The following is a 15,087-nucleotide window of genomic DNA, read 5'->3' as shown; positions in this document are numbered from 1 at the left end:
GTACGTAGCGTGTTGGTAGCCGAGCGTCAGTGCAGCAGCCGTTGAGCCCAATAGACCTGCCCGTCGGGTCCGACACAGATCAGAGCGACCATGAGGTCTTCCACCGCCGCGGGCGCCGTGGCCACCATCTGCTGCTCGGGCGGTGTCTCCGGATCTGCCGGGTGGAGCACGGTCTGAAAGGTCACCGGCGAGGCGTCCACCGACCCCACGAAAACAGTGCTGCCGGAGCTCCAATAAGACCCGTCGATCTCCCGTACGCCGACGCCTTGCAGCCACGGATAGCGCTTCTGAGCCTGGTCCAGGGCGCCATCCGTCCCCGTGCTCACGTCCTCGGGCTCGGCCGACGTCACGGCGATGAAGCCGGGCAGGAGGTGACTGCGCTTGTCGAGCAGGACGATGCGGAAGGAACCGTCCTTCTGGGGGTGCGGTGGCCGGTCCCACGCGACCCGCCCGAGGAAGATCTGGTCCCCGTCACCGGCCACGCTGGCGTTGACCGGCTGGAGCGCGGCGTCCGCGGTCGCCTGGTCCACGAGCTGAAGCGTTGCCCGGGCGTTCAGTACCTCAGGCCCGTACGGCGGACGGTCATGCCACCATCGCCGACCAGCCACGGCACCGGCCCCGGCCAGCACCAACGCCAGCCCGAGGGCCAAACCAACCGACTTCCTCACATTCCGCAGTAAAGCACAACAGGACATCCCACCCGCTCGACGGTGATCCTGGGAGGTGCGGGCGTGGCCGGCTCCAGTCATCGTTCGATGTCGATGAATTGCTCGATGCGGTCGTGTCAGCCGGGAGCATGCGCCTGGGCGCCGTCAGGCCGGGGGTGAAGGCCCGCGCTGGGAGGGCCGCCAAGGCCCGAGCAGGGCCTTAACCGGGAGGGTTCTGCTGCTCGATGTACTGCTTGACGGCACTCAGTGGTGGCCCGCCGACGGATCCGGCGAAGTATGAGCCTGACCAGAGCTTGTTGGCCTGGTAGTAGTGGTGGGCCAGGTCGGGGAATTCCTGTCGTAGGCGGCGTGAGGAGACGCCTTTGAGGCTGTTGACCAGTCGGGCCACGGCCATTTTGGGTGGGTAGTTGACCAGCAGGTGCACGTGGTTGTTCTCGCCGTTGAACTCGATCAGTTCGGCCTCGAAGTCGGCGCAGACGTCCCGCATGATCTGTTGCAGCCGGGTCAGGTGCCGGTCGTCGAAGACCTTGTGCCGGAATTTCGTCACGAAAACCAAATGGACATGCATCGCAAAAACGCAGTGTCTACCTGTACGAATGCTGTGAACATCCTCCATAGACCAACATGATACTGTGCTGGTCGTGCGGCTGCGTTACCAGTTCCGGGTCTACCCGACGCCGGGTCAGCGGACCGAGTTGGCCAAGGCGTTCGGGTGCGCGCGGGTGGTGTTCAACGATGGGCTGCGGCTGCGCCGGCAGGCCCGTAGGGCGGGCGAGAAGTACATCACCGATGGTGATCTGTCGAAGCGGGTCATCACCGAGGCCAAGCTGACTGCGGAGCGTGCCTGGCTGGGCGAGGTGTCAGCCGTCGTGTTGCAGCAGGCCCTGACGGATCTGAACACCGCGTACCGCAACTTCTTCGACTCGCTGTCCGGCAAACGCAAGGGCCCCAAGATCGCCCCGCCGCGGTTCCGCTCGCGTAAGGACAACCGGCAGGCCATCCGGTTCACCAGGAACTCCCGGTTCAAGATTCTCGGCAACGGCCGGCTGCGGCTGCCGAAGATCGGCGACCTTCAGGTGCGCTGGTCACGGACCCTGCCGTGCGACCCATCGTCCGTGGCTGTCATCAAGGACGCGGCCGGCCGGTACTTCGCCTCGTTCGTCGTCACCACGACCGACGACGAGACACTGCCCCAGGTCGACACAGAGGTCGGTATCGATCTCGGGCTGACGCACTTCGCTGTCCTGTCGGACGGCACGAAGGTGGCCGCACCGAAGTTTTTGCGGCGCGCCGCCCGCAAACTCAAGCGGCTGCAACGGGCTCTCTCTCGCAAGCAGGAGGGATCGGCCAACCGGAGAAAGGCCGCCGTGAAGGTCGCTCGCGCGCACGCGCGGGTGGCCGACACCCGGCGTGACTGGCAGCACAAGCTGTCCACGGCGATCATCCGTGACAACCAAGCGGTGTACGTAGAGGATCTCTGTGTTGCCGGTCTCGGCCGGACCCGGCTGGCCAAGAGCATCTACGACGCGGGATGGTCCGGTTTCACCGGCATGCTGGAGTACAAGGCGGCCCGGTACGGGCGCACGTTCTCCCGGGTGGACCGGTTCTTTCCGTCCACCCGGATGTGCTCGGCATGCGGCCGGGTCGCCGACAAGATGGCGTTGAACGTCCGGTCGTGGGACTGCTCGTGCGGAGCAGCCCATGACCGGGACGTCAACGCCGCCATCAACATCCTGGCCGCTGGGCAGGCGGACAGGCTAAACGACCGTCGAGTGCGGGTAAGACCAGGACTTGTCCCGGCACCGCGCGGTGAAGCGGTAACCCACCCGGACGCCGCGCGGTCCACGCGCAGCGTGGAGGGAATCTCCGTCCTTCAGGGCGGAGAGGATGTCAACCAGTCGATCTCGCCCGGGTTATCGACGAGCAACCGCTGGGTCGCCACGGAGGCCCACGGTGAGTACTCCGGTCGGGTGCGGCGCGTGTCGAGGAGCCATGAACCGTCGTAGAGCGGGCTCTGCCGCGCGGACTCCAGAGCGGAGGCGAAGTGGTGTGCCCACCGCCCGCCGCGGTTCTCCTCATCGGAGTTCGCGATCGCCGCGGCGTGCGAAGCCCGCAGCGGCGCGATCGGCGCTCGGAAACGGTCGGTGACCAGGTATTCGACTCCCGAGTAGTCGGTGAACACCTTCGCGAGCAGAACCGGCTGGTCGCCCTGCCGCAGTAGGAGACGGCCGCCCGCTGTTATGTGGACCGCGAGCCCGGGCCGGCCGTGACCGGCGACTTCGAGATTTAGCCCCACGCCACCCGACTCCCGCATCAGCCGATCGTAGGCGGCGGCTACCGGCCCGGCGGGGTGGCCAGCACGCCCGCGCCGCCGCGCACGTCGAAGACCAGGTGGGTCTCGGTCTGCCGGACCACCCGGTGACTCGTGACGTGCTGCAGCACGAAGTCGCGCAGCGCCTCCGCGTTCTCCACGGCGACGTGCAGGTAGAATACGGGTTGCTGGACCGGGTGCGACCGACGTCGCCCGCTCCGGATCCGCCCAGCCTGAGCTGGCTGGACCTGCTTCCCAACGACCCGCTGGGCGCGATGGAGCGGTTCGCTGCGGGCTGGTTCCCCGACACGGAACCGTCCCGCGAGCTCAGCATCGTGTCGCCAGCGCTGGGCCGGTTCCATCGGACACCGGAGCACTGCGGCTCGGTGTTCCTCTACCCGAGCTCGCGTACCGGTCGTGATCGGGCGGATGGACTCGTGGCGTTCGGCCAGGAGAGCGACGGGGTGTTCCGGCTGTTGTTCGAGGCGGCGGGCGTGAACCCGGCGGTCTACTACGAGGGTCTCGGCGACGGCTTGGTCGCCGAGCGGGAGCCGCTGCACGGCTTTCTCATGCTGTTCGTGCCGCGCTCGACGCGACATTCGGTGGTCTGGCGTTCGCCGATGCTCCGGTCACCCCGCCTTCCTGCGGCCGTTGCGGCGCCTGGACCTGGAATGGGAGGTCTTCAACGGCTGACCGTGCCCTCGGGGCCGGGTCGCCGGAATTGCTGGACATCGCCCGGCGGCTCGGAATCGATTAATCAATGTGAATTGCGCTTACCGAAAAAATCCGTCCTTTATGATCCCGCTGACTTCGTGAAAGGGGTCGCCTACCGTTTGGGTAATGGGAATCAGGAAAATCAGGACGGTCAAGCTCGCCACCGCCATTCCAGTCGCGTTGGTGGTCACGCTCGCGGCCGGCCTCTCGGTGTCCGTGGCCGACGTGCGGTCGTCCACGAGCGCCGTGGCGGCCCCCGCCGGGGCGGACGATGTCAAACCGGAGCGGCTGAAGGGCGCGCTTCTCACCGAGGGCCAGTTGCCGAAAGCCAACTGGTCGCCGTTACTCGCGATGGGCGACAGGGAACTCGGCAGCCTGTTGTCGTCGCAGTACGACGCCGCCACTGTCGGGGGCGATCCGTGCGCGTTGCTGCGCAAGGCGGCCAACGCACCGCAGCCCGCAGCATCTGGACCGAACGCCCCGGACAAGGGCAGAAGCAGCGATTTGTTGCCGTCCATCGCTGGCCTCGGGCCCCTGCTGAACTTCTGGTCCGAGAAGACCAGGGCCGAGCCGAGCCACGTCCCGGTCGCGATCGCCGCATTCGTGAAGGAGGGCGAGCCGGTCTCGCTCGTGCTGCAGTCCCTGGCCGACCTCGGCCGGGCGCGGTCCCGTGACGAGGTCCGCCGCACCGAGCGGATCCTCCTGCGGTGCCCTGATTTTCACCGCGCCCCCATCACCCTCACCATGACTCCGCTGTGGATGCCGCAACTCGGTGACCATTCGGTCGCGATGGATTACACCATCACGTTCGCTGTCGAGGGCGATACCCCAACCTCGGTGAGCCTGTACGGGAAGAGCCTCGTCGTCGCCTACAAGAATGTGTCGATGAATCTCGTGACCGCCACCTTCGACCGCGAAATCAACGACGCGGTCCAGTTGAGGGCGCTCGCCAAGACCGCCATGCAGAACCTCAGAAAGGCCAACTGGTAACGCCTTCCCCGCCGCTGCTGCCCTTCGCGGCGCGCTGCAGGAGACGTTCGACGCGCCCGGCACACCGCTACGCGCCCGGCACGACCGGTCCCGGCGCCGGAGTGCTGGGACCCGCGTCCGCGCAGGAGAGCGTCCCGCTGGTGCTCGCGGCGATGAGTGTGGGCGGTCAGTCGGTTGAAGCCGCCGGCGCAGGGTAGCGCAGTCAGCGCTCGTTGTCGATGAATTGTTTGACGAGGTCGAACCAGCCGGGAGCATGTGCCTGAGCGATGGCGTCCCAGGCGGCGCCGCCTCCCGGCAGCGTCCAGGGGTTCTCGGCGAGCAACCGCCGTGTCCACGGCTGGGTCGCCACGGGTCCCCACGGTGAGTGCTCGAGCCGGGTGTGGCGCGTGTCGAGGAGCCACGAACCGTCGTAGAGCGGGCCCAGCGCGGACTCCAGGGCGGAGGCGAAGTGGTGCGCCCACCGTTCGCCGCTGTTCTCGTTGCCGGAGTCCGCGATCGCCGCGGCCTGCGAGGCCCGCAGCGGCGCGATCGGCGATCGGAAACGGTCGGTGACCAGGTATTCGACTCCCGAGTAGTCGGTGAACACCTTCGCGAGCAGAACCGGCTGGTCGCCCTGCCGCAGGAGGAGACGGCCGCCCGCCGCCATGTGGACCGCCAGATCGGGCCGGCCGCGACCGGCGACGTCGAGCTTCAGGCCCGACATCCCGGAGCTCGTCCGTCTGACGCTGCCCGGTCCCCGCACCAGCCGATCGTAGACGACGGCCGTCTATCTCCCGGGCGGGGCGGTCAGCACGCCCGCGCCGCCGCGTACGTCGAAGACTAGGTGGGTCTCGGTCTGCCGGACCACCCGGTGACTCGTGACGTGTTGCAGCACGAAGTCGCGCAGCGCCTCCGCGTTCTCCACGGCGACGTGCAGGTAGAAGTCGTCGGCTCCGGCGACGTGGAAGGCTTGGACGACACCCGGGGTCGCCGCCAGGGCGTCGTACAACTGGTTGACGTTGGCCATGGTGTGGCTGCCCAGCCGCACCATGATGATCGCCTGCAGGGGATATCCCAGCAGGGCCAGGTCCAGCTGGATCCGCGTGCCGGTGATGATGCCGGCCTCGCGCAGCGCCCGGACCCGGTAGGCGCAGGTGGACTCGGCCAGCCCGAGGCGGCCGGCGAGCGCCTTGTTGGTCACGCCGGCGTCCTCGGTCAGGGCGATCAGCAGTTGCCGGTCGACGTGATCGAGGGTGTTCGCGGGGTCGCTGTCGCGTCGCGCCGGCGGTTGCGCATTCCTCAAGGTGATCGGCCCTAACACGCTCGTCGTTCACTTGAAAACACAGGATCAGTGGATATTGCTGCAGGTTTCACAGACAGTCTATGAAACTGTTGTGATTTCCGTAACCTGTGGGCCATGACCAGCCCTCTGCACAGCGACTCGGTTGCCGTGCACGCCGGCCGTGAGGATCTCACCGCGCTCGGCGTCCACGCCCTGCCTCTCGACCTCTCGTCGACGAACCCGCTTCCGGACCTCCTTCGCGGCGGTGATTCGTACGAGGCCATGGCCACCGGCGGCTACCCCCTGCCGGACGGCGGCGCGGTGTACGCCCGGCTGTGGAATCCGACCGTGGCCCGCTTCGAGTCGGCGCTGGCACAGCTGGAGCACACCGACACCGCGGTCGCGTTCGGGTCCGGGATGGCGGCGATGACCGCGGCGATCCTGGCGCACACGACGATGGTCGGCCGGCGCCACGTCGTGGCCGTCCGGCCGCTCTACGGCGGCACCGACCACCTGCTGGCCACCGGCCTGCTCGGCGCGGAGGTGACCTTCTGCGAGGAGGCGGGCGTCAGCGCCGCGATCCGGCCCGACACCGGCCTGATCATCCTGGAGACCCCGGCCAACCCCACCCTGGACCTGGTCGACATCGCGTCCGTGGTCGCCCAGGCCGGGCCGGTCCCGGTGCTCGTCGATAACACCTTCGCCACCCCGGTCCTGCAGAACCCGGTCGCCCTCGGCGCCACGATGGCCCTGCACAGCGCGACGAAGTACCTCGGCGGTCACGGCGACGTGGTCGCCGGCGCAATCGCCTGTGACGAGGAGGCCGCGGTACGGCTGCGCCAGGTCCGGGCCGTCACCGGCGGCCTGCTGCACCCGCTGGGCGGCTACCTGCTGCACCGCGGGCTGACGACGCTGCCGCTGCGGGTCCGCGCCCAGCAGGACAACGCGGCCCGGCTCGCCACGTGGCTGACCGGGCACCCGGCCGTCGAGCAGGTCTTCTACCCCGGCCTCGACGGTGACCCCCGCGGGCTGCTGACCCGGCAGATGCGCGGCACCGGGGCGATGGTCTCGGTCGCCCTGCGCGGCGGATTCGAGGCCGCCGGCCGGCTCACCTCCGGAACCAGGCTGTTCACCCACGCCGTCTCGCTCGGGGGCGTCGACTCCCTGATCCAGCACCCGGCGGCCCTGACCCACCGGCCCGTCGCGCCGGAGGCCCGCCCGTCCGCCAACCTGGTGCGGCTCTCGATCGGCCTCGAACACATCGACGACCTGATCGAGGATCTCGATCGGGCGCTCGCCGCCACCGTCCGGGTGCCGAGCGCGTCCGTGCTCGTGACCCGCTAGAACCGAACGACCCCGGAGAAGCCGATGAACGACATGCCGCCCGCGACAACGCCCGTTACGCTTCCCGACGTGGACGTCTTGCGGGAGATCGCCCGCCGGGTGTTGTGGCTGTCGGCATCGATCGTGGACGCGGCCAACGCCGGCCGGCCCAACGACTCCGGGGTCAAGGTCGGTGGCCACCAGGCTTCCAGCGCCTCGATGGTCGACATCATGGTCGCCCTCTGGTTCGCCGAGCTGACCGACCAGGACCGGGTGTCGGTCAAGCCGCACGCCTCACCCGTGCTGCACGCCATCAACTACCTGCTCGGCGACCTCGACGAGTCGTACCTGCCGCTGCTGCGCGCCAAGGGCGGCCTGCAGTCGTACCCCTCCCGGCTCAAGGACCCCGGCACGGTCGACTTCTCCACCGGCTCGGTCGGCATCGGAGCGACGGCCGCGCTGTGGGCGGCGATGGCCCACCGCTACGTCTCGTCCCGGTTCCCCGGCGCGCCCGCCGGTGGACGGTTCGTCAGCCTGCTCGGCGACGCCGAGCTCGACGAGGGGGCGATCTGGGAAGCGGTCATGGACCCGGCGGTCGCCAAGATGGGCGAGCTGCTCTGGGTGGTCGACCTCAACCGGCAGTCCCTGGACCGGGTCGTCCCCGACATCCAGATCGCCAAGCTGCAGGGCATGTTCGCCGCCGCCGGCTGGCAGGTCGTCGTCCTCAAGTGGGGACGGGTCATCTCCCGCCTGTTCGAACGGCCCGGCGGGCCGGCGTTGCGCGCCCGGCTCGAGGCGATGCCGAACGAGGAGTACCAGCGGATGCTGCGGGTCGGTCCCGCGCAGATCGCCGAGCGGATCCTCGCCGGCGGCGCGGGCGGCACCGACGCGCCACAGCTCAAGGCGTTGCTGGACGAGATCGCGCCCGCCGACCTCGCCGTCGCCGTCCGCGACCTCGGCGGTCACGACCTCGGGCTGCTCGTCGACACGTTCCGTAGCGTCGATCCGCACCGCCCGACCGTGGTGTTCGCCTACACCGTCAAGGGCCGTGGCCTGCCGACGGAGGGGCACCCCAGCAACCACTCCGCGCTGCTCTCCGCCGCTCAGATGGACGCCCTCGCGGTGACCTCCGGCATGGAGCGGGCGACACCGTGGCAGCGTTTCGAGCCGGACACCGCCGCCGGCCGGCTCTGCGCGGAACGGGGCGGCGCGCTGCGCCGTGAGCCTGTCACGCCCACCGCCCCGGTCGCGTTGCCGGCGCAGCTCGGGCATGGCTACCGCAAGCCCACCAGCACCCAGGCCGCGCTCGGCCGGCTCCTCGCCGACCTGCCCCGGGACGCCCCCGAGGCCGCCGCCCGGGTGGTCACCTGCTCGCCGGACGTCGCCTCGTCCACCAACCTGGGCGGCTGGATCAACAAGACCGGCGTGTGGTCGGTGGAGGACCGGCACGACTGGTTCGCCGACGACGCCGAGCGCGTGCTGCGCTGGCGCGAGGACAGCAAGGGTCAGCACATCGAGCTCGGGATCGCCGAGGTCAACCTCGTCTCGCTGCTCGGCGAGCTGGGCGTGACGTGGTCGCGCTGGGGTGAGCGGCTCATCCCGATCGCCACCATCTACGACCCGTTCGTCTCCCGGGCCCTCGAGCCCTGGTCCTACGGCATCTACGCCGGCGGCCAGTCGATCCTGGTCGGCACCCCGTCCGGGGTGACCCTGGCGCCCGAGGGCGGAGCGCACCAGTCGATCACCACCCCGTCGATCGGGCTGGAGCAGCCCGGCTGCGTCGCGTGGGAGCCGGCGTTCGCCCAGGATCTGGAGTGGTGCTTCCTGCACGCGATGAGCCAGGTCGGTGTCGAAGGGGGCACGTCGGCCTACTTCCGGCTCTCCACCCGCCCGATGAACCCGGAGCTTGCCCGGGTGCCCGACGACCCGGCGCTGCGGGAGCGCCGTCGCCGGCAGGCCGTCGCCGGCGGCTACCGGCTGCCGGCCGATCACCTCCCACGGGACGAGGATGTCACCCTCGTCGGTGTCGGCGCGATCATGCCGGAGGTCCTCGAGGCGGCGAAGTCCCTGGCCGGTCACGGGGTCAGGGCCGGCGTCGTCTGCCTGACCAGCCCCGATCTCGTCTTCCGCTCGTTGCAGCAGCGCGACAGCCGGGACGCCGGCCTGGGCAGCGGCATTCTGGACGAGTTGTTCCCCGCCGAGTACCCCGCGCCGCTGGTCACGGTCCACGACGGCCATCCGCACACGCTGGCGTTCCTCGCCGCGGCCCGCGGGGATCGGATCCGTAGTCTCGGGGTCACCATGTTCGGCCAGTCGTCCGGGCTCGCCGATGCCTACCGCCTGCACGGTATCGACACCGGCTCCATCATCGACGCGGCGCTGACCATGGCCGGTCGCTGACCGGGTCCCAGCAGGCAAAGATCCTCGCGGCGAACGTCGCCGCGAGGATCGCCGGGTGCCGGCTCGTGCTCAGCAGGGGGTCAGGCTGTAGTTGAAGAGCGTGTCGACGTCGCCGTCACTGGTCCTCATCGACAGGCTGTTCTTCCGGGTCGAGGTGCCGGCGTCCACCCGCAGTTCGGTGTTGATGTTCAGGACGCTCTGGGTGTCGCACGGCTGGTAGTGCAGCACCCCTGCCACCTGTGTGGTTGACCAGGAGTCGCTGCGGGGACCCGTGAAGGTCTGGCTGACGGAGTCGCTCTGGGACGATCCCTGCCAGTAGTAGGTCGTGCGGTGCAGGCCCGAGGAGCCGGAGTACAGGTTGGCTCTGCCGCGGTAGGTCGCCTCGGCGATGGCGATCGTCCAGCCGGACGGGATGGACACCAGCACGCTCACCTGGCAGTTCTTGCGGCGATCGGTCGCGGAGGCGTCACCGCCCGCCTCCGCGAGGAAGTCGCGGTACCGGACCCGGAAGCCCGTGTCGTCGGCGTTGCCGGTGACCGTGGCGGTGCCGGGGGCGCATCCGGAACCATTGGCGGCGATCACCTCGACGGTGACGACTCCCGCGGTCTCGGCGCCCGCTGCGGATGCGCCGTATGCGGGTGCGCCGAGCGGGATGGCGAGGGCCGGACTCAGCACCGCCGCCACCGCGTACTTAATATTTAACAAGTTTTTCATCGTGAACTTCCTCCGACCGCAGACGCGCTTGTCAGGACGTTAGGCGTGTGTCAGCACGGCAACGTGGACTCGAAATCTTCATGATTTGGAATCACTCAAGCGAGCTGTTGCCACTGCCTCGGTGTTGATCAATATTGCCTTCGCGACAACGCTAGTGGCGCGACCGCACGGCCCGCAAGCATTAATATTCATCAATCTCGGCTAAGTTGTCGGTGCGGCGAGCGTGCTCGGGGTGCGAGGTGGCCGGGAGGGCTGAATGCTATAGTGGTAAAAGATGTTAAATCGGACTTAAACTTGCTTGATTTGCGCGATCAAATCCGATTTATGGTGTACGGCCCTCTTTCCCGACTGGTAACAAGAGTCCTCCCTGTGAAGGCCGGACCCGTTGACTTTCATTGACGACCGTCAATAACGTGACGCCCCAAGTCCGCGACATTGAGGGGGTCTCAGTGAAAAAAGTTTTACCGCGCGGTTTCATCGCGCTCGCATTCCTCGCATCGTTACTGGTCGCCGCGTCGCCCGCCTCCGCTCGTAGCATTCTGGACGATCCGCCGACCGATCACATCGTTATCGATCTCGTCGCCATGGCAGGCTCGGGCTGCGCGCCAGGAACCGCCGCGGTAGCCGTCTCGCCCGACAATAAGGCATTCACGGCCATCTATAGCGAATACCTGGCTCAGGCCGGCCCCGGCATCCCGGTGACCGAGAACCGGAAGAACTGCCAGCTCAACGTGCTGGTCCACGTTCCGCAGGGCTTCACCTTCGCGATCGCCAAGGTGGACTACCGCGGCTACGGATTCCTGCAGCGCGGGGCCGTCGCCCAGCAGCGTGCCAACTACTACTTCCAGGGCATGACCCAGGGCACCTACGTGAACCACCCCATCACGGCGCCCCTCGACGACAACTGGATCGCCACCGATGACGTGCCCATCGCGGCGCAGGTCTTCCACCCCTGCGGCGAGATGCGCAACCTCAACATCAATACCGAGTTGCGGGTCGCCAAGGGCACCTCGACCGACGTCAGCTACCTGACGATGGACTCCACCGACGGCAGCATCGAGACGGTCTACCACTTCGCCTGGAAGCGGTGTCCGAACTAGCTCGATCCGATATCACGGCACTGAGCGTGCCGACGGCCTTCCGTTTCCCCTCGGCCGCTGGGTTCCGGCGGTCGAGGGGAAACGGAACCGGCCGGCGGCACGCTCAGCGCCGTTCCGCCGACTCGACGCCCGGGTTCACAACCCTCGTCTCATGCAGACGCGCGGCCAGCGGGTGAGCCCACGTACGGCCTCCTCCTCGCAGATCGAACGCAGGCCCGGGGTGAGCGCCTCGTCGTCGAGGACGGCGAAGCCGCACCGACGGTAGTACGGCGCGTTCCACGGCACGTCGGCGAAGGTCGTGAGGGTCAGCGCCGGCACGCCGGCGGCCCGGGCGTGTTCCGCCAGGTGCTCGATCAGCCGTCGGCCGATCCGCCGGCGTGCCCAGCGGGGATCGACCGACACCTGCTCGATGTGGAGGTTGCCGTCGACCGGCTCGGCGATGAGGTAGCCGACGGGAACGCCGCTCGGGTCGAGCGCCACCCAGGCGCGCCCGGCCCGCTGGTATCCGGCGAGCACCTCGAGCGAGGGCGGCTCGTCCTCGGCGATCTCGGGCATGCCGATCTCCCGGAACGGTTGCCCGGCGGCGCGCTCGATGTCCCGCAGGGCGGGCAGGTCTTCCAGGCGAGCTGATCGTACGTACACGCCGCGATTCTCGTCAGACGGCCCGGCGCCCGCATCCGAATAGTGCGCTGGCCGGCGAGCGCGCCGCGGATTAGCGTCGAGCCAACGATGGACGTCGAAAGGAACGCGGGGGCATGTCCGAGCAACAACTCCAGATCCGTACCGGTGCCGAGCGGGTCACCTTCACCGCCGGCGGCGTCGAGCTGGTCGGCAGCCTGGCGGTGGCCGCGCCCGGGGCGCCCGCCGTCGTGCTGACCGGGCCGTTCACCGGCGTCAAGGAACAGGTGACCGGTACGTACGCGGCGCGGCTGCACGAGCGCGGCCTGACCACGCTCGCCCTCGACCACCGCGGTTTCGGTGAGAGCGGCGGCCGTCGCGCGCACGAGGACAGCCAGGGCAAACTCGCCGATCTGCGGGCCGCGGTGAGCCTGCTCGCCGCGCACCCGGCCGTGGACGCCACCCGGATCGGGATCGCCGGAATCTGTCTCGGGGGCGGCTACGCGGTCCGGGCGGCCGCCACCGACCCGAGGATCCGCGCGGTCGTGGGCATCGCGGGCGCGTACAACAGCCCGGCCCGTTTCGCCGCGAACGACCCCGGCGGCTATCGCCGGGCGCTCGCCTCCTTCATCGAGCGCTACGACGAGGAGCTGCCCGCGGTCGCTCCCGGCGGCGCGACCGCGGCCATGGGCGGCGACGAGCCGTTCGCCTACTACGGCACCGATCGCTCCGCCGCCGCGCACTGGGAGAACCGGGTCACCTACGGATCCCTGCACTCGCTCATGACGTTCGACGCGCTCGGGGCGGCGCCGTTGCTCGGTGACACCCCGCTGCTGGTGGTGCACGGCCGGATCGACGCCTACTGCGCGCCGGAGCTCGCCGAGGCCGTCCACGACGATGCGACCGGGCCGAAGGAGATCCACTGGTTCGACGCCGAGCGGCACATCGACTTCTACGACGTCGAGCCGTATGTCAGCCGCGCCGCCGACGCGGCCGCGGCCTTCCTGCATCGTCACCTGGCGGCCGCCGAGCTCACAGGGACCGCATAGGTCGGGCACAGGGCTGACGCCTCGAATTCTCAGCATGCCGCTTGATCTTTGGGGGCATGACTACGACAGCCCTTCCCGCTCCCGCCGCCGGTGACCGGCTGCCGGCCACCCCGCGCTGGTGGCCGGACGCGGGCGGCGTGACGGCCGGCGTCACCCTGCTGATCGTCACCGCGCTGTGGGTCGGCAACGGCGGGGTCCAGCAGATCACCTCCGGTGGCGCCGCCATGGTCACGGCGGCCGGGCGGCTCACCGGGCTCTGGGCGTCCGACCTGCTGTTGCTGCAGGTGCTGCTGATGTCCCGGATCCCGATGGTGGAGCGGGCGTTCGGTCAGGACCGGCTCGCCCGCTGGCACCGCTGGACCGGCTTCGCGTCGTTCTGGCTGATGGTCGCGCACATCGTGCTGATCACCGCCGGCTACACCGGCGCGGACTCCCCGGGCTTGCTCGGCGAGCTGTGGGAGATGATCTGGACCTACCCGGGCATGCTGCTCGCGACCGCCGGCACCCTGGCCCTGACCATGGTCGTGGTCACCTCGATCCGGGTCGCGCGGCGCAGGCTGCGCTACGAAGCCTGGCACCTGCTGCACCTCTACGCGTACGCCGGCGTCGGCCTGGCGCTGCCGCACCAGCTGTGGACCGGTGCCGACTTCCTCGCCAGCAGGGCCGCCACCGCGTACTGGTGGACGCTGTATGCGGTGTCGGCCGGCGCGGTCCTCGCCTACCGGATCGGGCTGCCGGCGTGGCGCAGCCTGCGGCACCGCCTGGTGGTCGACCGCGTGGTGCCGGAGGGACCCGGCCTGACCTCGGTCTATCTGACCGGCCGTGACCTCGGCCGGCTGCCGGTGCGCGCCGGGCAGTTCTTCCAGTGGCGGTTCCTCGACGGCCCGGGCTGGACGCGCGCCCACCCCTACTCGCTGTCGGCCACCCCGTACGGCCACGAACTGCGGATCACCGTGAAGGATCTCGGCGACGCCGGCGCCCGGATCGCCGCGCTCGAGCCGGGCACCCGGGCGCTGATCGAGGGCCCGTACGGCAAGCTCACCGGCGAGACCTACCGGGGCGGCCCGGTGGTGATGCTGGCCTGCGGGATCGGGGTCACCCCGCTGCTGTCGCTGCTCGGCGAGCTTCCGTACGCGCCGGGCGAGGCCACCCTGATCTACCGGGCCCGCGGCGAGGACGAGATCGCCTTCCGCGCCGAGCTGCAGTGGTTCGCCGCCGAGCGGGGCGTCCGGGTGATCTACCTGCTCGGCCGCCGGGCGGACCGGCCGTCGTGGCTGCCCGCCCGGTCCGCCGAGCAGGGCGACGCCGTGGCCCTGGGGCGGCTGGCGCCCTGGATCGCGTACTCCCAGGTCTATGTCTGCGGGCCGGAGGCCTGGACGAAGGCCGCCCGCACCGCCGCCCGCGAGGCCGGTGTCGCGCCCGAGAACCTGCACACCGAACTGTTCTCCTGGTAACCGAGAAGGGCCCCCGTCATGCGCAAGATCACCCTGTGGCTGTTCTCCACGGTCGTCGCCCTGGTACTGCTCTTCTCCTACCGCACCAGCACCGGTGGCGGGGTCGGCAGCGTGGCCGCGGTCGCCGTGCCGGACAGCGATGGGCCGGCCACCCCGAGCCCTTCGAGTTCGACCGGGTCGACCTCGGGTTCGGGTGCGAAGACCTACACCGGATCGACCGCCGCCACCCGCTGGGGCGACGTCCAGGTCAGCATCACCGTCACCAACGGCAAGATCACCGACGTGCGGGTGCCGGTCTACCCGAACGACAACGGCCGGGACCAGGAGATCAACGCCTACGCGCTGCCGATCCTCACCCGGGAGACGCTGCAGGCGCAGAACGCGGAGATCGACACCGTCTCCGGCGCCACCGTCACCAGCGACGGCTACCTGCGGTCGCTGCAGTCCGCCCTCGACGCCGCCAACCTGTCCTGACCGCCCCGGGA

15 protein-coding genes are annotated in these 15,087 nt (G+C 69.4%); 8 read left to right on the top strand and 7 right to left on the bottom strand.

The window, feature by feature from the left end:
- Window positions 1-26: 26 nt before the first annotated feature.
- Together CHC09_RS33920 and tnpA are read right to left on the bottom strand one after the other, a co-directional pair.
- Window positions 27-530, bottom strand: a complete 504-nt coding sequence (locus CHC09_RS33920; RefSeq protein ID WP_143232753.1) for a hypothetical protein — start codon at window positions 528-530, stop codon at window positions 27-29.
- Window positions 531-867: 337 nt separating this feature from the next.
- A complete protein-coding gene (tnpA, locus tag CHC09_RS33915) occupies window positions 868-1,284 on the bottom strand; it encodes an IS200/IS605 family transposase (protein ID WP_089297347.1) in 417 nt (138 codons plus the stop codon).
- Window positions 1,285-1,300: 16 nt separating this feature from the next.
- On the opposite strand from tnpA, the gene CHC09_RS33910 reads away from it, so the two are divergent.
- Window positions 1,301-2,674, top strand: a complete 1,374-nt coding sequence (locus tag CHC09_RS33910; protein WP_203833274.1) for an RNA-guided endonuclease InsQ/TnpB family protein — start codon at window positions 1,301-1,303, stop codon at window positions 2,672-2,674.
- Window positions 2,675-3,002: 328 nt separating this feature from the next.
- On the opposite strand, the gene CHC09_RS33905 is transcribed toward CHC09_RS33910, so the two are convergent.
- Window positions 3,003-3,140, bottom strand: a complete 138-nt coding sequence (locus tag CHC09_RS33905) for a hypothetical protein (protein WP_179277399.1) — start codon at window positions 3,138-3,140, stop codon at window positions 3,003-3,005.
- A 679-nt stretch (window positions 3,141-3,819) separates the two neighbouring features.
- Between CHC09_RS33905 and CHC09_RS33900 the strand changes: the two genes are divergently transcribed.
- A complete protein-coding gene (locus CHC09_RS33900; RefSeq protein ID WP_089297346.1) occupies window positions 3,820-4,683 on the top strand; it encodes a hypothetical protein in 864 nt (287 codons plus the stop codon).
- A 202-nt stretch (window positions 4,684-4,885) separates the two neighbouring features.
- On the opposite strand, the gene CHC09_RS33895 is transcribed toward CHC09_RS33900, so the two are convergent.
- The gene (locus tag CHC09_RS33895; protein WP_089297345.1) at window positions 4,886-5,386 is read right to left on the bottom strand and encodes a hypothetical protein; all 501 of its coding nucleotides are present in this window, start codon (window positions 5,384-5,386) and stop codon (window positions 4,886-4,888) included.
- 63 nt (window positions 5,387-5,449) lie between these two features.
- Complete coding sequence (locus CHC09_RS33890) at window positions 5,450-5,965, bottom strand: Lrp/AsnC family transcriptional regulator (protein ID WP_089297344.1); 516 nt, start codon at window positions 5,963-5,965, stop codon at window positions 5,450-5,452.
- Between the two features lie 114 nt (window positions 5,966-6,079).
- On the opposite strand from CHC09_RS33890, the gene CHC09_RS33885 reads away from it, so the two are divergent.
- Window positions 6,080-7,288 carry a trans-sulfuration enzyme family protein gene (locus CHC09_RS33885; RefSeq protein WP_089297343.1) on the top strand — a complete coding sequence of 403 codons (1,209 nt, stop codon included), beginning with the start codon at window positions 6,080-6,082 and terminating at the stop codon, window positions 7,286-7,288.
- Window positions 7,289-7,321: 33 nt separating this feature from the next.
- On the top strand, window positions 7,322-9,667 hold the full coding sequence (locus tag CHC09_RS33880; RefSeq protein ID WP_203833287.1) for a transketolase-like TK C-terminal-containing protein: 2,346 nt from the start codon (window positions 7,322-7,324) through the stop codon (window positions 9,665-9,667).
- Window positions 9,668-9,736: 69 nt separating this feature from the next.
- Here CHC09_RS33880 and CHC09_RS33875 read toward each other — a convergent pair whose 3' ends face one another.
- Window positions 9,737-10,381 (bottom strand): DUF4360 domain-containing protein, encoded by a 645-nt coding sequence (locus tag CHC09_RS33875; RefSeq protein WP_089297341.1) that lies wholly within the window; start codon window positions 10,379-10,381, stop codon window positions 9,737-9,739.
- Between the two features lie 449 nt (window positions 10,382-10,830).
- Here CHC09_RS33875 and CHC09_RS33870 point away from each other — a divergent pair, with 449 nt between their 5' ends.
- Window positions 10,831-11,481, top strand: coding sequence for a DUF4360 domain-containing protein (locus CHC09_RS33870; protein WP_089297340.1), 651 nt, complete (start codon window positions 10,831-10,833; stop codon window positions 11,479-11,481).
- Window positions 11,482-11,616: 135 nt separating this feature from the next.
- Here the strand turns inward: CHC09_RS33870 and CHC09_RS33865 are convergent, their stop codons facing one another.
- The gene (locus CHC09_RS33865; RefSeq protein ID WP_143232752.1) at window positions 11,617-12,123 is read right to left on the bottom strand and encodes a GNAT family N-acetyltransferase; all 507 of its coding nucleotides are present in this window, start codon (window positions 12,121-12,123) and stop codon (window positions 11,617-11,619) included.
- Window positions 12,124-12,236: 113 nt separating this feature from the next.
- Between CHC09_RS33865 and CHC09_RS33860 the strand changes: the two genes are divergently transcribed.
- Genes CHC09_RS33860 through CHC09_RS33850 form a run of 3 tightly spaced genes read left to right on the top strand, consistent with a single transcriptional unit; the run spans window position 12,237 to window position 15,076 of the window.
- The gene (locus CHC09_RS33860) at window positions 12,237-13,148 is read left to right on the top strand and encodes an alpha/beta hydrolase (protein WP_089297339.1); all 912 of its coding nucleotides are present in this window, start codon (window positions 12,237-12,239) and stop codon (window positions 13,146-13,148) included.
- Window positions 13,149-13,204: 56 nt separating this feature from the next.
- Window positions 13,205-14,602 carry a ferredoxin reductase family protein gene (locus CHC09_RS33855; RefSeq protein WP_089297338.1) on the top strand — a complete coding sequence of 466 codons (1,398 nt, stop codon included), beginning with the start codon at window positions 13,205-13,207 and terminating at the stop codon, window positions 14,600-14,602.
- Window positions 14,603-14,620: 18 nt separating this feature from the next.
- Window positions 14,621-15,076, top strand: coding sequence for an FMN-binding protein (locus tag CHC09_RS33850; protein ID WP_089297337.1), 456 nt, complete (start codon window positions 14,621-14,623; stop codon window positions 15,074-15,076).
- The last annotated feature ends 11 nt before the right edge of the window (window positions 15,077-15,087 follow it).

This window comes from Actinoplanes regularis, assembly GCF_900188005.1.
GTDB classification, from domain to species: domain Bacteria; phylum Actinomycetota; class Actinomycetes; order Mycobacteriales; family Micromonosporaceae; genus Actinoplanes; species Actinoplanes regularis.
Note: the sequence above shows the minus strand (reverse complement) of the source record. Positions and strands in the feature narration are given on the sequence as shown.